The 14318-nt window shown below is 45.1% G+C and carries 11 protein-coding genes, 1 tRNA gene and 2 pseudogenes; 2 read left to right on the top strand and 12 right to left on the bottom strand.

Annotated features, from left to right (window positions below; genetic code table 11):
• Positions 1–30: 30 nt before the first annotated feature.
• From JCM10512_RS12970 to JCM10512_RS12945, 6 genes are read right to left on the bottom strand one after another with little or no spacing between them, the layout of a single operon-like run.
• Complete coding sequence (locus JCM10512_RS12970; protein WP_044163671.1) at positions 31–249, bottom strand: hypothetical protein; 219 nt, start codon at positions 247–249, stop codon at positions 31–33.
• Positions 209–712: a hypothetical protein gene (locus JCM10512_RS12965; RefSeq protein ID WP_044163664.1), complete on the bottom strand. Its 504-nt coding sequence runs from the start codon at positions 710–712 to the stop codon at positions 209–211. The genes JCM10512_RS12970 and JCM10512_RS12965 overlap by 41 nt, the downstream gene beginning before the upstream one ends.
• A 13-nt stretch (positions 713–725) precedes the next feature.
• A complete protein-coding gene (locus tag JCM10512_RS12960; protein ID WP_044163663.1) occupies positions 726–1019 on the bottom strand; it encodes a DUF4120 family protein in 294 nt (97 codons plus the stop codon).
• 42 nt (positions 1020–1061) lie between these two features.
• Positions 1062–2048, bottom strand: a complete 987-nt coding sequence (locus tag JCM10512_RS12955; RefSeq protein ID WP_044163661.1) for a hypothetical protein — start codon at positions 2046–2048, stop codon at positions 1062–1064.
• Positions 2045–2704, bottom strand: a complete 660-nt coding sequence (locus JCM10512_RS12950; protein ID WP_052517201.1) for a DUF4313 domain-containing protein — start codon at positions 2702–2704, stop codon at positions 2045–2047. The genes JCM10512_RS12955 and JCM10512_RS12950 overlap by 4 nt, the downstream gene beginning before the upstream one ends.
• Before the next feature lie 2 nt (positions 2705–2706).
• Positions 2707–3867 carry a hypothetical protein gene (locus tag JCM10512_RS12945; RefSeq protein WP_052517200.1) on the bottom strand — a complete coding sequence of 387 codons (1161 nt, stop codon included), beginning with the start codon at positions 3865–3867 and terminating at the stop codon, positions 2707–2709.
• Between the two features lie 414 nt (positions 3868–4281).
• Between JCM10512_RS12945 and JCM10512_RS12940 the strand changes: the two genes are divergently transcribed.
• Complete coding sequence (locus JCM10512_RS12940) at positions 4282–4725, top strand: PH domain-containing protein (protein WP_044163657.1); 444 nt, start codon at positions 4282–4284, stop codon at positions 4723–4725.
• 81 nt (positions 4726–4806) lie between these two features.
• On the opposite strand, the gene JCM10512_RS12935 is transcribed toward JCM10512_RS12940, so the two are convergent.
• From JCM10512_RS12935 to sppA, 6 genes and pseudogenes are all read right to left on the bottom strand, one after another.
• Positions 4807–6045, bottom strand: a complete 1239-nt coding sequence (locus JCM10512_RS12935) for a site-specific integrase (protein ID WP_044163655.1) — start codon at positions 6043–6045, stop codon at positions 4807–4809.
• A 455-nt stretch (positions 6046–6500) separates the two neighbouring features.
• Positions 6501–6573 (bottom strand) — tRNA-Phe (locus JCM10512_RS12930).
• A gap of 116 nt (positions 6574–6689) precedes the next feature.
• A complete protein-coding gene (thiL, locus tag JCM10512_RS12925; protein WP_044163654.1) occupies positions 6690–7718 on the bottom strand; it encodes a thiamine-phosphate kinase in 1029 nt (342 codons plus the stop codon).
• 15 nt (positions 7719–7733) lie between these two features.
• The gene (locus tag JCM10512_RS12920) at positions 7734–8543 is read right to left on the bottom strand and encodes a purine-nucleoside phosphorylase (protein WP_044163651.1); all 810 of its coding nucleotides are present in this window, start codon (positions 8541–8543) and stop codon (positions 7734–7736) included.
• On the bottom strand, positions 8482–9624 hold the full coding sequence (gene lpxK / locus JCM10512_RS12915) for a tetraacyldisaccharide 4'-kinase (RefSeq protein ID WP_044163649.1): 1143 nt from the start codon (positions 9622–9624) through the stop codon (positions 8482–8484). Before lpxK ends, JCM10512_RS12920 begins: the two co-directional genes overlap by 62 nt.
• Positions 9625–9634: 10 nt before the next feature.
• Positions 9635–11412, bottom strand: a pseudogene (gene sppA / locus JCM10512_RS12910) (signal peptide peptidase SppA).
• A gap of 195 nt (positions 11413–11607) precedes the next feature.
• Here sppA and JCM10512_RS12905 point away from each other — a divergent pair.
• A pseudogene (locus tag JCM10512_RS12905) lies at positions 11608–13802 on the top strand (GH92 family glycosyl hydrolase).
• The last annotated feature ends 516 nt before the right edge of the window (positions 13803–14318 follow it).

The raw sequence follows: 14318 nt of genomic DNA, 5'->3' as shown, positions 1-14318 counted from the left end.
TAGACAATCCGCCTTGTAGGATAGGCGTTTTTATTTCTTGTTGGATGTGCTGTCTGTTTGTCCGGGATTGGCGGCAAGGCTTGGCGAGAAAAAATACCGCAGCTTGCGAGGATGATTTTTCTCCGCCAACCAGTCCGAAGGACCGCCTTGCGCAATCATCGGGCAAACGGCTATCTTTGCAGCAAGAAATGAGAATGCGGATTCCGGCTTATTCCCGAAATCCGCATCTGTGGCTTTCAACTTTCTCATGTAATCTGTTCTCTGCCTGTTGTACATTCTTTTCCTTTATTTTTAGTTTGTTCCGGGCCTTTAGCAACATTTCGTCCTTGTCTTCATCAAAAAAGAGGTTGCCCTGCTTCTGTACCTTGACATAGTCTTGTATGGAACGTTGCATTTTAGTGACCTGCGCTTTGGCAGCAGCCAGTCTGGACAGGTCAGAACCGAACGAGTAGTCTTCTCCGCTATGTTTGTCGTATAGGGAATAGGTATGATAAACGTTCCCTCTGGGGTATCGGCAGATAAGCCGGGCTTTTCTCCAACCAATCACCCAGCAGTATTTGTCTGCCAGCCTTTTCGGCAAATCATAGCGGAAAATCAGGATATTTTCCTTCTCCACCGTCCTGCGGTAAAAGGATATGATGACCCACATTTCAATATCCAGCTCCTTTTCCGCTTTTGCCATATCCCTGGCATATTTCATCCAGTCTTCCATTTGTTCCCGTTTTTTAAGTATGTATTTGCCATCCTTTGAAAGGAGTAAGCTGTACGGCAAACGATTCGTCGGGTGAACCGTGATAAAGCAGGCCGCCGGCGATGCCTTGTTTATCGTCGGGATACCTTTGAACGAATCCGAAACAATAGGGAGCCCTGTCATGGTAAAGTTCTATTTCACACGGGTAGTTGGGATTCTTTTCCCACTCTTTGAGACGGTTCAGGCAATTCTGAAGGGACATGTCGTGAATGGATGTTGCATACTGCATTACTTTATCGTAATACTTTTGATCGCACATGATTTTCATACTGATATTTTTAAATTGATGAGTAATATAAGCGTTGAGTTTTCAGTCTATCCAGAATGTTCCGCAATGGGGGCATCTGTTGCCGCAGGGGAAACTGTTGATATAGAATGTGTCCCGATGGCGTTTGTAATTCATGTCACCGGATGTGCATTTCCCTTCGCGGAAGGTCTTTTCATATCCGGCTTCCTGTTGCAGATGCCCGGCCATCCTGCTTGCACGGATGGATCCTTTTAATGGTTTCATGCCCGTTTCCCACTTGGTGGAACCGCACCAGTCGCTACACATTCCGCAAACCTCATCTGCATACGAATAATGTACCTGTGAATCCACAAAGAGGTTGTCCCTTCGGAATGGAAGCGTGACGTCTATCGGCAACGTGATGTCGTAACCGGAACCGTTGCGGCTGTCTGCCAAGGCAACTACGACATCACCGTGAAAACGGATGGACTTGAAATCATTTCCGGGATCGCCCGTCAACAGTTTGTTGAACATGGCGTTAAAATAGATCCGGAGTTCACCCCCATACGAAGCGTTTCCTGTCAGTTCAAGAATCCGGTCGTCATACTGTCCTTTTTTCAATCTCAGTGCACGTCTGATTCTATGGCAGGTCATTGTTTCCGACTCTGTACGCGTATTGCCGTATGTATCGCAACCGTCTGTTTCCACTCCGAGGGAGTAGAACATGTTGGTAATGGAGGAATTGCGGATTAACCCGTCCGACGGATCGGTATCGTTCCGTTCGTACAACATATCCCGTATTTCATTTTCGTGTTTCCTGTATGTACGTAATCTGCGGTCTTTTGTCATACTTTCCTTAATATGGCCAAGTATTTCATCCAGATTGTCTGTTTCCTGTTCCATATACCATTCCTGTACTTTTTCATATAAGGGTATGAGACTGTTCTGCCGGATACATGCTTCCTGCAGCGCTTCCTGCCCATTCAGGTTCTCATTATAGTCCACATAGTACAGGCTGACCGATTTCGGAATGTAGCTCTTCCATGATTTTGTTGGGATTTCGGTTTTCATATCGCTCCACGGGTTATATCTTCCACCATTTCTTCATCAGTCAATCCGTTCAGGTCTTCCTTCGTACAGAAATGACAGATGCTTTCAAGTATTTCGGCTGCTTCGGCATTGCCCTGTTGTTCCCCTTCACGAAGGATTTTTTCAAATTCCAATGTCGATAGCATATACAATCCATAGACATTCTTTATTGTTCTGATTGGATAGTTGTAGCCGTTGTACTCCTGCATCCCGATGGCCGTCTTTCCGGGAGGCAGTTTCCGGGCTATCATGGGGTAATGTTCCGGTGCAAGTTCCTTCAGCCTGTCCGCATTGAATCTGAACAGGCGGAATCCGTTATGCCTGGGAAGCGCAACCGGTTGGGCGATTCCATAACCAGTCAGGAACTCATACGCCCCCCGGTTATAATCCCGGTTATCCACGTACGCATGGAATGGGGGCAGGGAATGTTGGTTGACGGTCAGGTCGGTGAAGGGTTCCCAACGACCTTCCTCCTTTGTACATGGACGGTTTAGTCCAACATAAAGATTGTCGTTGTCGGCATAAGTGGCCAATGTAACCCGTACCTCCACCTTTCCTTCCGGGTAGAGGTCCGATTTCCAGTACAGTTTATTACCGGTACACATAAATTTTATTTTCAGGAGTTGTTCAGTATTCATGATCACATATTTTGAAGGTTCAGCACTTTCCCCGCTGCATATACGGCATTGCCGGTCAGTTGACGTTGCCAGGCCTTAAACCTTGGAGACCAGCGGAAACCGTACGATTTCAATTCCTTGCGCTTGTTTTCCCCGGGTATATCGTTGAAGCATATCTGCAAACGTTCTTCTTCGTAGTTCCAAACAAGCTTCCCGTCTTCAAATTCTATTATTTTGTTATCCTGTTGCCTTGCGGCTTGCAGTTTCTCTTTCATGCGCTGTGCCGCTTCGGGGAGCCGGAAGAATCTGCTACGTGCGGTGATGACAGGTTTCTTCACTCCGGAATTATATTCGATAATGAGATCCACGGCTCTTTGTACGATTTCCACATTGCCATGGCTGGCGAAAGTGCCGACCTTATTCAGGATACTGCTTACGAACAACGACCGGTCGTAACCTTTGGCTTTTCCGGTATCAATTTCACGGATAGTGTTTGCACTGCTTACGATCTGGCGTTTGAGTCCCAGCCATGCTTCTTCCTGTCTTTCCTTTTCCGGCCTTGCCTTTTCTGCTGCCCGCCGGGCGGTTAGCAGAATCCGGTTGCGCCATTCCTGGAATGCATTGTATTTATTCCGATAGGCGTTATTGGCTTTCTCATTCCTGCGGCAATTGAATCCTGCCGGTCCTGTAACCATTGGACTTGCGCATCGGGACAAGCATCCAGTCAGCGCAGTGAATCCGGATCTGTAGGTTCTGATATAATCCTCCTGTTTTTCTGCCGGTATCTGCTGTAAATCCTCATGGAGTTGTGCCTCGTAGTGCATGATGTCGCTTTTTCCCCGTTCATCCGGTTCAAATGAATTCCAACGGTAGGCGTCAGATGCGGCACCTTCCATATCTTCCAGATATCCGGGATGCTTGAACTCCGCCACATCCCAATCCTTGAAGTCCGACGGACGGAGCTCCGCTTCATCCTTTCCATAAGTATGGACATACACATTCATTCCTGTGCATTTCTTACGGAAGTGGAAAGGAATCGCTTCATCATCCGTCCCTTTTCTCCGGATAAGACTGGCGCGATGCGCGTTTGCCTTCGTCAGAGGAGTAGCTGTCTGTTCTCCTGCATTGCCAGTAAAGTCCCTTACTTTTTCTTCGTGAACCTTCATTGTTGTCATTTCAGTCATTTTTTTACTTTTAGAATTAGACATGTCCGGCCCCGTGGAGCCGGTATTTCGATTTCTTACTTGCCGGACTGTTCCGTGCCGGGATTGTGCAAGGCTTGGCAGGGAAAAATACCGCAACGAAGTGAGGATGATTTTTCCCTGGCCAACCGGCCCGTAGGGCTGCCTTGCTCAATCCAAAGGCACGGGACTATATTTGCAGGTAAGAAGTTGAAATATGACTGTTGTTGATGGTATTAAGAAATTAACGGGTCAAAACGGGATAAAACGGGCTCTTGTCTATCCGGTTTGTTTAATGTTTCAGGGTTACAAATATCGGACTGAAAGAAAACCCCTCGATTTATTTTGTGATGTCTTGATTATATGTATTTTTGTCCCTTGATGAAAAAATAAGTAATCTGTTAATAGTCAAGAAGTATGAGCTATATTCAGAATAACCTGCAGGCAGGTGAAGAGGTCAGGTACAAGGCGGATATCCATTGGTATATTTTCGTATATCCGGCAGTATTGTTATTATTGGGTGCCTTTTTTTCTTCGGCACAGGCGGGCTTTTTATACTATATCGGTTTAATTCTGTTACTGGCAGGACTGCTTCAGCTGGTCAAGAGGATTCTTTTAAAAATAGGGACTGAATATGTCGTCACCAATAAAAGGGTTGTTCTGAAATCGGGGGTTCTTAGCCGTGACGCTCTTGAACTGGTTCTGAATAAATGTGAGGGATTACGGATTAGCCAGCCTGTTTTGGGACGTATATTCGGCTTTGGGTCGATCGTGGTAACTACCGGCGGGGCAACGAACACATTCAGGTTTATTGCCGACCCGACGAAGTTCAGAAATGAAATCAACGCACAAATTCAATGACTGAAAGAAGAATTTGGGGGAATAACGAAAAGAGGATATCAACGCATATCCTCTTTTTCTTCTTATGAATGGTTTTTAATGTTATTTTTGTGCCAGCCGTTCTTTTACTTGATTCATTGCCTCCTTCAGATTGGTGTTCATAACGCGTGCATAATGCTGTGTCATGCGCGTGGAGGCATGTCCGAGCATCGCTGAAACATCTTGCAGCGGTACGTTATTGGCGAGCGTAATGGTGGTTCCAAACGTGTGGCGGGCCGCGTGGGTGCTCAGGTTCTTTTTAATCCCGCAGCAATCGGCGATTTCCTTCAGATAACTGTTCATCTTCTGGTTGCTTGGTACGGGAAGACAATATCCTTTTTTCATGCATACAGGATCATCTTTGTATTTTTGCAGTATGGCAAGCGGCACGGGCAGCAGTGGAATGTTGCTGACGGAGGATGCCTTGCGGTGGTGCTCCAACTTGACCCTCCCTTTCCTTATCCACCAGTCGCCACTGTTGTCCTGCATGAGATTTTCCTTGCGGAGCGTGGATACGTCTGCGAAAGCCAGGCCGGTGAACGAAGCGAAGATAAAAATGTCCCGCACCAGAGCCAGGCGCGGGATGGTGAATTCTTTCTTCATGATAGCTTGCAACTCGTCATAAGTAAGGAATACCGGATCTGTTTCGTCCTGTTTCATCTTATAACCATAGAAAGGATCTTTCCGCATCCATTCCTTGGCAAGAGCCATGTTTGTGATCTTCTTGAAGCATTTCATGTAGCGGACAATCGTATTGCGGCACAGTCCGGCTTTTGTTTTCAGGTGCAGGTCGAACGCCTTGATAAATTCCGGTGTAAGTTCGTAGAAAGTGATGTCCTGCTTGTCATAAAAGGCTGGTATGGCGTTTTCGAGTTTCTTCAGTACGTTCTTATAGCGGTTGATGGTAATGGGGGAGTAGTTGATATTCACCACTTTTTCCATATCTTCTATTTCCTGCCGCATGGTCCCGAGTAAAGTACGCATTTCCGTATCTTTGCCGAATATCCGTTTCAGTAACAGCCTGGGAGTAATCAATGCCTGTTCCAGCATTAACTCCTTATGCTTTTCAAGGGCGCGTACATTCAGGGCCATTATAAAGCTGTTCAATTCGGCGGATGCCCTGTCCTTTCCTTTGCTGCATCCTTTGGCCGCATTCCAATATTTCAGGGGAGTGCTTCGCTGAATTCTTATCTCATCAAACTGTCCGTCGATGGTTATGCGCATAAGAATCGGTGCTTCACCGTTTTTCAACAATTTCGTTTTCAGAACGAAAAATAGAATGTTCATTGTTCCTTGTTTCATGACTTTCTTTTTTAGATGTTGTACATTCTGGTTAATTTCGTCAACTAGTGATGTCGGTGGAATTCTTGAAGAATTGTGAATTTCGGTGGTTTTTTTCTACTTCAAATCATAAAAACCACCGGAGAGTCCTTTTTGTGTCTCCGGTTCTATTCCCTGACAAATAGGGAGGGAATAGAACTTCTTTTGTTCACATTACAGTTTTTCAAATCCTTTCGTTCGACATTCAAGCAGGTAGGCAAAAGTATATTCTTGTCCCTGAAAATGAACAGCGCAAATAATTGTAAATAAGTGAAATAGGATGATTTTGGTGGCTTTTTTGAGGGACTTTGGAAAAACCACCGGATGGAAAATGTCCAAATGCTCAAATCTGCGTAAACCGGCATGGCGGGTATAAAAGAAAACCCGTTGAAATGACTGTATTTCAACGGGTTTCACTGAATCGATATTTCTAAAAGTGGTGCCACCAGGAATCGAACCGGGGACACAAGGATTTTCAGTCCTTTGCTCTACCAACTGAGCTATGGCACCTTTCTTGTTTGCGGTTGCAAAGGTAGTGAAACTTTTTAATCTCACAAGTGTTTTGGAAATAAAAAACACTGATAAAAAGGTATAGCTCTTATTATCAGTGTTCTATTGTATGAAAATTATTTTTCTTCTTTTAATGGATTCCAACCTTGGGCTTTGAGTTCAAACTCTTGACCGTCGCGGGTGATCAAAGCACATCCTAGTTCGGACTTGGTGATATGGCCAATTAGGCGAATACCTTCCATCTGTGATACTTTCTCGTGGTCAGCAATGGGAACAGTGAAAAGAAGCTCGTAGTCTTCGCCACCGTTCAATGCGCAGGTCGTAAGGTTCATGTTGAACTCTTCCGCCATAACAGCCGTCTGGTAATCAATCGGGATATGCTCCTCGTAAACCCGACAGCCGGCCTTGCTTTGCTTGCAGATGTGTAACAGTTCAGAAGAGAGTCCGTCGGAAATATCGATCATCGAGGTTGGAACGATGTTGGCCGCAGCAAGCTTCTCAATGATGTCTTTACGCGCTTCGGGTTTCAGTTGCCGTTCCAATAGATACTCTTTGCCGGAAAAGTCCGGTTGAAGGTCTTTCTCATCTTTTAATACGCTTTTCTCGCGTTCCAAAAGTTGCAGTCCCATATAGGCGGCTCCCAAATCACCGCTGACGCAGATGAGGTCCGTATCTTTAGCTCCATGCCGGTAGACAGCCTTTTCGGTATCTCCTATGCAGGTAATGCTGATAGCAAGTCCGGTTAATGACGAAGAGGTGTCCCCACCGACTATGTCGACATTATATTGTTGGCAAGCCAGGCGTATGCCGTCATAAAGAGCATCTACATCTTCAACACTGAAACGTTTTGAGAGAGCTAGTGATACTGTTATCTGACGCGGTGTGCCATTCATGGCATAAATATCAGAGAAGTTGACGATGGCAGCCTTGTAGCCCAAATGCTTGAAAGGTACATAAGTCAAGTCGAAATGTACACCTTCCATTAGCAGATCGGTGGTTACCAACACCTGTTTCTCTGAAGAATAGGAGAGGACGGCAGCATCGTCGCCTACACCGTATGTACTGGATTCGTTTGTTAGTTTGATACTCTCGGTGAGACGATCTATCAGACCAAACTCACCCAGAGATGCTATTTCTGTTCTCATAAAAGGGTTTTAATGTTAAGCGCGGTTGATAAGCTCACGCATGATTGTAGTCATCTTCGGTTGAGCAGCGTCAGCAGCTTTCTGAACTTCTTCATGAGTAACTTCTACGATCTTACCTTCGACTCCTAAGTCCGTAATGACAGAGATGCCGAACACCTTGATTCCGCAGTGATTGGCTACAATGACTTCGGGAACTGTCGACATACCTACCGCATCAGCACCCAATATATGGAATAACTTATACTCGGCCGGAGTTTCAAATGTTGGGCCTTGCGTACCGATATAGATACCATGTTGTACGCTAATACCTTTCTCTTGAGCTATTTCGTCAGCTTTGCGAATAAGTGTCTTATCGTATGCTTCGCTCATGTCCGGGAAACGTGGGCCATAAGGAATATTCTTTCCACGAAGCGGATGTTCGGGGAAGTAATTGATGTGATCGGTAATAATCATCAAATCTCCGATTTCGAAGCTGGCATTGGTAGCTCCGCTGGCGTTGGACACAAACAGCGTCTTGATGCCGAGTTCGCGCATGACACGTACCGGGAAAGTTACCTCTTTCATTGAATAACCTTCGTAGTAATGAAAGCGGCCCTGCATGGCCATGATATCTTTATTGCCCAATTTGCCGAAAATTAGTTTGCCACTATGTCCTTCGACTGTTGATACCGGAAAGTTTGGGATCTCCGAATACTTTATTTCATATTTCTCGGTTATTTCATTAACTAAACTGCCAAGTCCGGTACCTAGAATGATAGCTGTTTCAGGACTGGTATGCATCTTTCCTCTTAGGTAAGCTGCTGTTTCTTGTATCTTCTCTAACATAGTCAATAATATGTTGGTTAAATTTGTTTTGTTGATTTTGCAATATCTCAATTTCGATAGGGAGCGTATAGATAAAAGGTTTCAAATCATTATCCAGATGCGGATGTCCGGCTATGCGAGTGGCATCTTTCTCAGTCGTGACAATCAAGCGATGTTCACCCTCCAATTTATTGAAACGCTCTTTGATAAGCTGCATATTCCGGTTCGTGAACTGGTGATGATCATCGAATGAAAGCTGATCGATATGCTGGCTATATTCTTTAATCTTCTCAACCATAGGTGCAGGCGATGCTATTCCGGTGATGAGCAAGATGCTTGTCCCTTCCAGGAAAGACAAAGGCTTCTCCGACTCCACGGCCTGAGGATCAGAAGACGTTTCCGGGAAAAGCGGTTGTAAATTTCCATATTGAAACGATGAAAAGAATAGCTGTTGATACGGATAAAGATCCAACCGTTTGCCGATGATATTGAAGTCGATAGGCTTAATATCCGCCGGACATTTGGTTACAATAACGATTTGCGCCCGGTTCTTGCCACCGATGCATTCCCGAAGCTGCCCCGCCGGTAGTAGCGCATCATCACAAAACAAGCGATGATAATCTGTCAGCAGAATGCTCAGTCCCGGTTTCACGTATCGGTGTTGAAAAGCGTCATCCAGTAGAACGACGTCTATTGCCGGTTCTTTTATAGCGAGGAGCTTACCTATACCATGGCAACGATTCTCGTCTACCGCCAACGTGATAGCAGGAAACTTCGTATGCATTTGGTAAGGCTCGTCGCCAATTGTTTGCACGGTACTTTCCGGAGTAGCCAGCACATAACCTTTCGTTCGTCTTTTATAGCCTCGGCTCAATACAGCTACGTGATATTTGTTGTTTAATAACTCTATCAGATATTCAGTGTGCGGCGTTTTTCCGGTACCCCCTACAGCGAGGTTACCGATGCAGATGACGGGAACGTCAAAACTCTTCGACCGGAGAATTCCCCAGTCAAAGAGCTTGTTTCTGATCGCGACTCCTGTTCCATAGAGCCATGAAACAGGATAGAGCCACTTATTTACCTTAAAGAAGTGTTCGTCCATGTGTCGTTATTTACTTCATGTTCAGATCAAACGGTATACGTGCCTGAATCATTGATTGTTCTTTTATATTTTTTAGTAGGCCGAATTGTTGATAATATTCGCCAGATTACTTTTTATTAATTGAGATTCTACATAATTTGTGGGTTGAGTGTCGAGCAAAGAAGATAAGAAATCTTTCTTTTGCGGATAAGGGATAACCGTGTAACTATCAATCCCCGCTTTTCCAACGGCAATTTCCAGCGCTTTATCAATTCCGCCCAGTACATCCACCAAGCCAAGTTCTTTGGCAGCCTCTCCGGTCCATACACGTCCTTCGGCTATTTTCTCAATGCCCTCTTTGGTCATACCTCTACCTTCGGCACAACGGCTGACAAACGTGTCGTACCCTTGGGCGATCATCATTTGCAACAATACTTTCTCATCATTGTTGAAAGGACGCATGAGCGTTCCGAAGTCGGCAAACTTATTTGTTTTTACCACATCGTAGGTTAGGCCTATTTTATCGGTCAGCCCCTTAAGATTCGGAACCATACCGAAAATCCCGATAGACCCCGTTAGTGTTGTTGGCTCGGCAACAATCGTATCGGCAATACAAGAAATATAGTAACCACCCGATGCGGCGTAATCACCCATGGACACAATTACCGGTTTCTTGCTTTTGAGTTCTTTTACGGCGTGCCATATCTGTTCGGAAGCAAAAGCACTTCCTCCGGGAGAGTTGACACGGAGTACAACCGCCTTGATGTCGTCGTCATCCTTCAGCTTACGCAAGTCTTGAATAACTTTGGTGCCCACAATACCGTCTTCCGAAGCTGCCGAACTCGGATGATCGGTTATTTCTCCGGATGCATAATATACAGCGACGATATTACCGCTTTTATCCTTCGGCGTATTCTTTTTCACGTTGATCATATCGTTCAAGCTCAACATCGAAAGCTTGTCGTCTTCACCTATCTTGACTAACTTTTTAAGGTAGTTGCGCACATCATTGCGATAAACCAACGTATCCGCCAGCCCGGTTTTGACACTTGCTTCAGCCGGATAGAACATCAGCATACGATCGGCGTAGGCATTGAGCGAGTCTACCGTAAGGTTACGGGATGCCGAAACTCCGGTTGTAATCTGTCCCCAGATCGACTGAATGAAAGCAGTTACCTGTTCGCGGTTGGCAGGACTCATTTCGGTTGAGGTGAACGGTTCTACGGCCGATTTGTAAGTCCCCACTTTGAAGATCTGCATCTCTACGCCAAGTTTTTGGAGTAAGTCTTTATAGAAGATGGGCGAAGAAGCAAGTCCACGCCATTCGATCATACCTTGCGGATTGAGCATAATCTTATCCGCTACGCTGGATAGATAGTAAAGTCCCTGAGTGTATCCATCGCCATAGGCAATTATAAATTTGCCGCTTTCTTTAAAGTCGAGCAATGCATTGCGTATTTCCTGTAAAGAGGCGTACGAGCAGCTCAGTGAACTTGCTTGCAGATAAATACCTTTGATGTCTTCATTCTCTTTCGCCTTTTTAATCGAAGAGAGTATATCATCCAGTCCGTATGTATTGGAGTCATCGTTGACTAGTTGAGATAATATACCTAGAGCATCTTCCTGCGTACGTTCCACGAGTGTACCGTTTAAATCGAGTACCATCACTGAATTCTTTTTCACCACAGTTTCTGTATCTGAGGTCGATAAGATACCGAATAATGTTACGATACTGAGAACAAACAAAATGACACTGGATATGATAATGCCAGTTACTGTAGCGAACGTAAATTTTAAGAAATCCTTCATTATACTTCTTTTTTTTGTGGCTAACTTACTATTAAGCTAACAAAGATAAATAATTGAGTTGATATTTATTCAATAAGTCGTATGAATTTTTGTTTTATCACATATAAAATGACTATTTGTTAGTTGATTATCCAGAAAAACCTGTTTATCTTTGTCACCGCCCTAATAGGCATTAACTTAACACATCGTACCATCATGAAAAAAAAGACCCCTCTAATGACCGCCATTTTGGCGAGTCTGCTTCTATGTGCTTCCTGTACTTTAACAGATAAAGCGGAGCCGAAAGATTACGCGAAATATGTTAATACTTTTATCGGTGCCGCTGACAACGGGCACACCTTTCCCGGCGCTTGTTATCCCTTTGGGATGATACAAACAAGTCCGGTAACAGGTGCGGTGGGTTGGCGATACTGTTCGGAATACACCTATCAAGACTCCTTGATTTGGGGATTCTCTCAGACCCACTTAAATGGAACCGGTTGCATGGACCTAGGCGACATCTTAGTGATGCCTGTTACCGGAACACGTGTTCGCTCCTGGGATGCTTACCGGAGCCATTTCTCCAAAGAACAGGAAGCGGCTACCCCCGGCTACTATACCGTCGAACTCGCTGAGCCGCAGGTAAAGGCCGAACTGACAGCTTCTATTCATGCCGCTCTACATCGCTATACATTCCATAAAGCTGATTCGGCATCTTTGCTGATCGATTTGCAGCATGGTCCGGCTTGGAGAGAGGAACAATACCATTCGCACGTCACTAGCTGTGAAGTACATTGGGAAGATGCACAAACCTTGACCGGCCACGTGAGTAACACCGTGTGGGTGGACCAAGACTATTTCTTTGTGATGAAATTCAACCGTCCGGTTGTCGACTCACTCTACCTGCCTATGGCCGAAACCGAGAAAGGAAAACGCATCCTAGTAAGTTTCGACCTAAAGCCGGGTGATGAACTGATGATGAAAGTCGCCCTTTCTACTACCGGTATAGCCGGTGCGAAGAAAAACCTCGAAGCCGAGATTGCTGCGTGGGATTTTGAAGGCGTGAGAAAAGCCGCTTATCAAGAGTGGAATAGTTACCTGAGCCGTATTGAAATAGAAGGGACCGATGATGAAAAGGCCAATTTCTATACTTGCTTTTATCATGCGCTGATTCAGCCCAATCAGATTTCCGATGTCGATGGTATGTATCGCAATGCAGCCGATTCAGTTGTGAAAGCCGGCAGTGGAGTGTTCTATTCCACATTCTCTTTGTGGGACACCTATCGGGCGGCCCATCCATTCTACACCCTGATCACTCCCGAACGAGTGGACGGATTTGTCAACTCCTTGATAGAGCAAGGAGAGGTACAGGGATTTCTGCCCATTTGGGCTTTATGGGGAAAAGACAACTATTGCATGGTTGGCAATCATGGAGTGTCGGTTGTTGCTGAGGCCTACCGAAAAGGATTCCGTGGCTTCGATGCCGAGCGCGCTTTCAACATAATCAAGCGTACCCAGACCGTTTCCCATCCTTTGAAGTCTGACTGGGAAACGTATATGAAATATGGTTATTTCCCTACCGATTTGATAAAAGCCGAATCAGTATCTTCCACCCTGGAATCGGTCTATGATGATTACGCCGCTGCCGACATGGCTCGCCGAATGGGTAAGACAGAAGACGCGGCTTACTTTGCAAAACGTGCCGACTTCTACAAGAACCTTTTTGATCCCAGCACCAAGTTTATGCGTCCGCGTAAAGCTGACGGAACATGGAAACTCCGTTCAACCCAAGTGTGTTAGGCCATTCGGAAAGTATCGGAGGAGATTATACCGAAGGAAATGCCTGGCAATATACATGGCATGTGCAGCATGATATTCCGGGTTTGATTCAGATGATGGGAGGGGAGAAGCCTTTCTTGCAGAAGTTGGATTCTCTGTTCACCATCAAACTCGAAGGAGAAGCTTTGTCTGATGTGACGGGCCTGATCGGGCAATATGCCCATGGCAATGAGCCCAGTCATCATGTTGCCTACCTGTATGCAATGGCCGGGCGTCCGGAACGCACGCAGGAGTTGATTCGGGAGATATTTGAGACTCAATATAAAAACAAACCGGACGGGCTTTGTGGAAATGACGATTGTGGACAGATGTCCGCGTGGTATATGCTTAGCGCCATGGGATTCTATCCTGTAGATCCTGTGAGTGGTGACTATGTATTCGGTGCTCCTCAGTTGCCGAAAATGGTCTTGCATCTGGCGGACGGAAAAACATTCACTGTTATCGCTGAAAATCTGTCCAAAGAGCATAAGTATGTAGAAAGCATTACGCTCAATGGCGTGCCTTATACAAAGAAGACGATTGCTCATGAAGATATTATAGCAGGAGGAACGTTGGTTTATAAGATGAAGTAATACGAATTCCTTTCTAAAAAAGATCTAGATCTTTTCAAAAAAGAACCTGATCTTTTGGTTGAAAGAGCCTGATCTTTTTTAAAAACATCAGGCTCTTTTTTTCGTTTCCTTGGTCTTATAGAATCAGGAAGTTGGCTTGTTTTTAGTTAAGCTTTCAGATATTAATAGACTAGGGTTGATGTGTTAATAGCCTATCGCTTGGGTATTAATAATCTAGTACTCAAGTAGCCTGAACCTAGTACTAGAGTTACCCAAACCTAGTACTAACTTGACCCCAACCTAGTACTAGAGTTACCCCAACCATGTACAAGGTTTACCTCATTCAAGTACAAGGTTTAGTAAAAACGAGGGATCGAATCAGAATCACCTGCAAAACCTTGTGATTACTTATCAAAACAGAAATTCGAGCTTCGTTTGAGCTAAAATATGCTATTCAAGCGTGTAAGTGCAAACGAATCATGTCATAATCACTTTTTGCCGTATTTATCTGATAACTAGATTTATACAATGCGGGAA

This window comes from Bacteroides reticulotermitis JCM 10512, from assembly GCF_000517545.1.
GTDB classification, from domain to species: Bacteria; Bacteroidota; Bacteroidia; order Bacteroidales; family Bacteroidaceae; genus Bacteroides; species Bacteroides reticulotermitis.
Note: the sequence above shows the minus strand (reverse complement) of the source record. Positions and strands in the feature narration are given on the sequence as shown.

Bases quoted from the DNA above. Each gene is read 5' to 3' on its own strand.
- JCM10512_RS12970 (WP_044163671.1), bottom strand. From the start codon at position 249: ATGAGAAAGTTGAAAGCCACAGATGCGGATTTCGGGAATAAGCCGGAA.
- JCM10512_RS12965 (WP_044163664.1), bottom strand. From the start codon at position 712: ATGGAAGACTGGATGAAATATGCCAGGGATATGGCAAAAGCGGAAAAG.
- JCM10512_RS12960 (WP_044163663.1), bottom strand. From the start codon at position 1,019: ATGAAAATCATGTGCGATCAAAAGTATTACGATAAAGTAATGCAGTAT.
- JCM10512_RS12955 (WP_044163661.1), bottom strand. From the start codon at position 2,048: ATGAAAACCGAAATCCCAACAAAATCATGGAAGAGCTACATTCCGAAA.
- JCM10512_RS12950 (WP_052517201.1), bottom strand. From the start codon at position 2,704: ATGAATACTGAACAACTCCTGAAAATAAAATTTATGTGTACCGGTAAT.
- JCM10512_RS12945 (WP_052517200.1), bottom strand. From the start codon at position 3,867: ATGACTGAAATGACAACAATGAAGGTTCACGAAGAAAAAGTAAGGGAC.
- JCM10512_RS12940 (WP_044163657.1), top strand. From the start codon at position 4,282: ATGAGCTATATTCAGAATAACCTGCAGGCAGGTGAAGAGGTCAGGTAC.
- JCM10512_RS12935 (WP_044163655.1), bottom strand. From the start codon at position 6,045: ATGAAACAAGGAACAATGAACATTCTATTTTTCGTTCTGAAAACGAAA.
- thiL (WP_044163654.1), bottom strand. From the start codon at position 7,718: ATGAGAACAGAAATAGCATCTCTGGGTGAGTTTGGTCTGATAGATCGT.
- JCM10512_RS12920 (WP_044163651.1), bottom strand. From the start codon at position 8,543: ATGTTAGAGAAGATACAAGAAACAGCAGCTTACCTAAGAGGAAAGATG.
- lpxK (WP_044163649.1), bottom strand. From the start codon at position 9,624: ATGGACGAACACTTCTTTAAGGTAAATAAGTGGCTCTATCCTGTTTCA.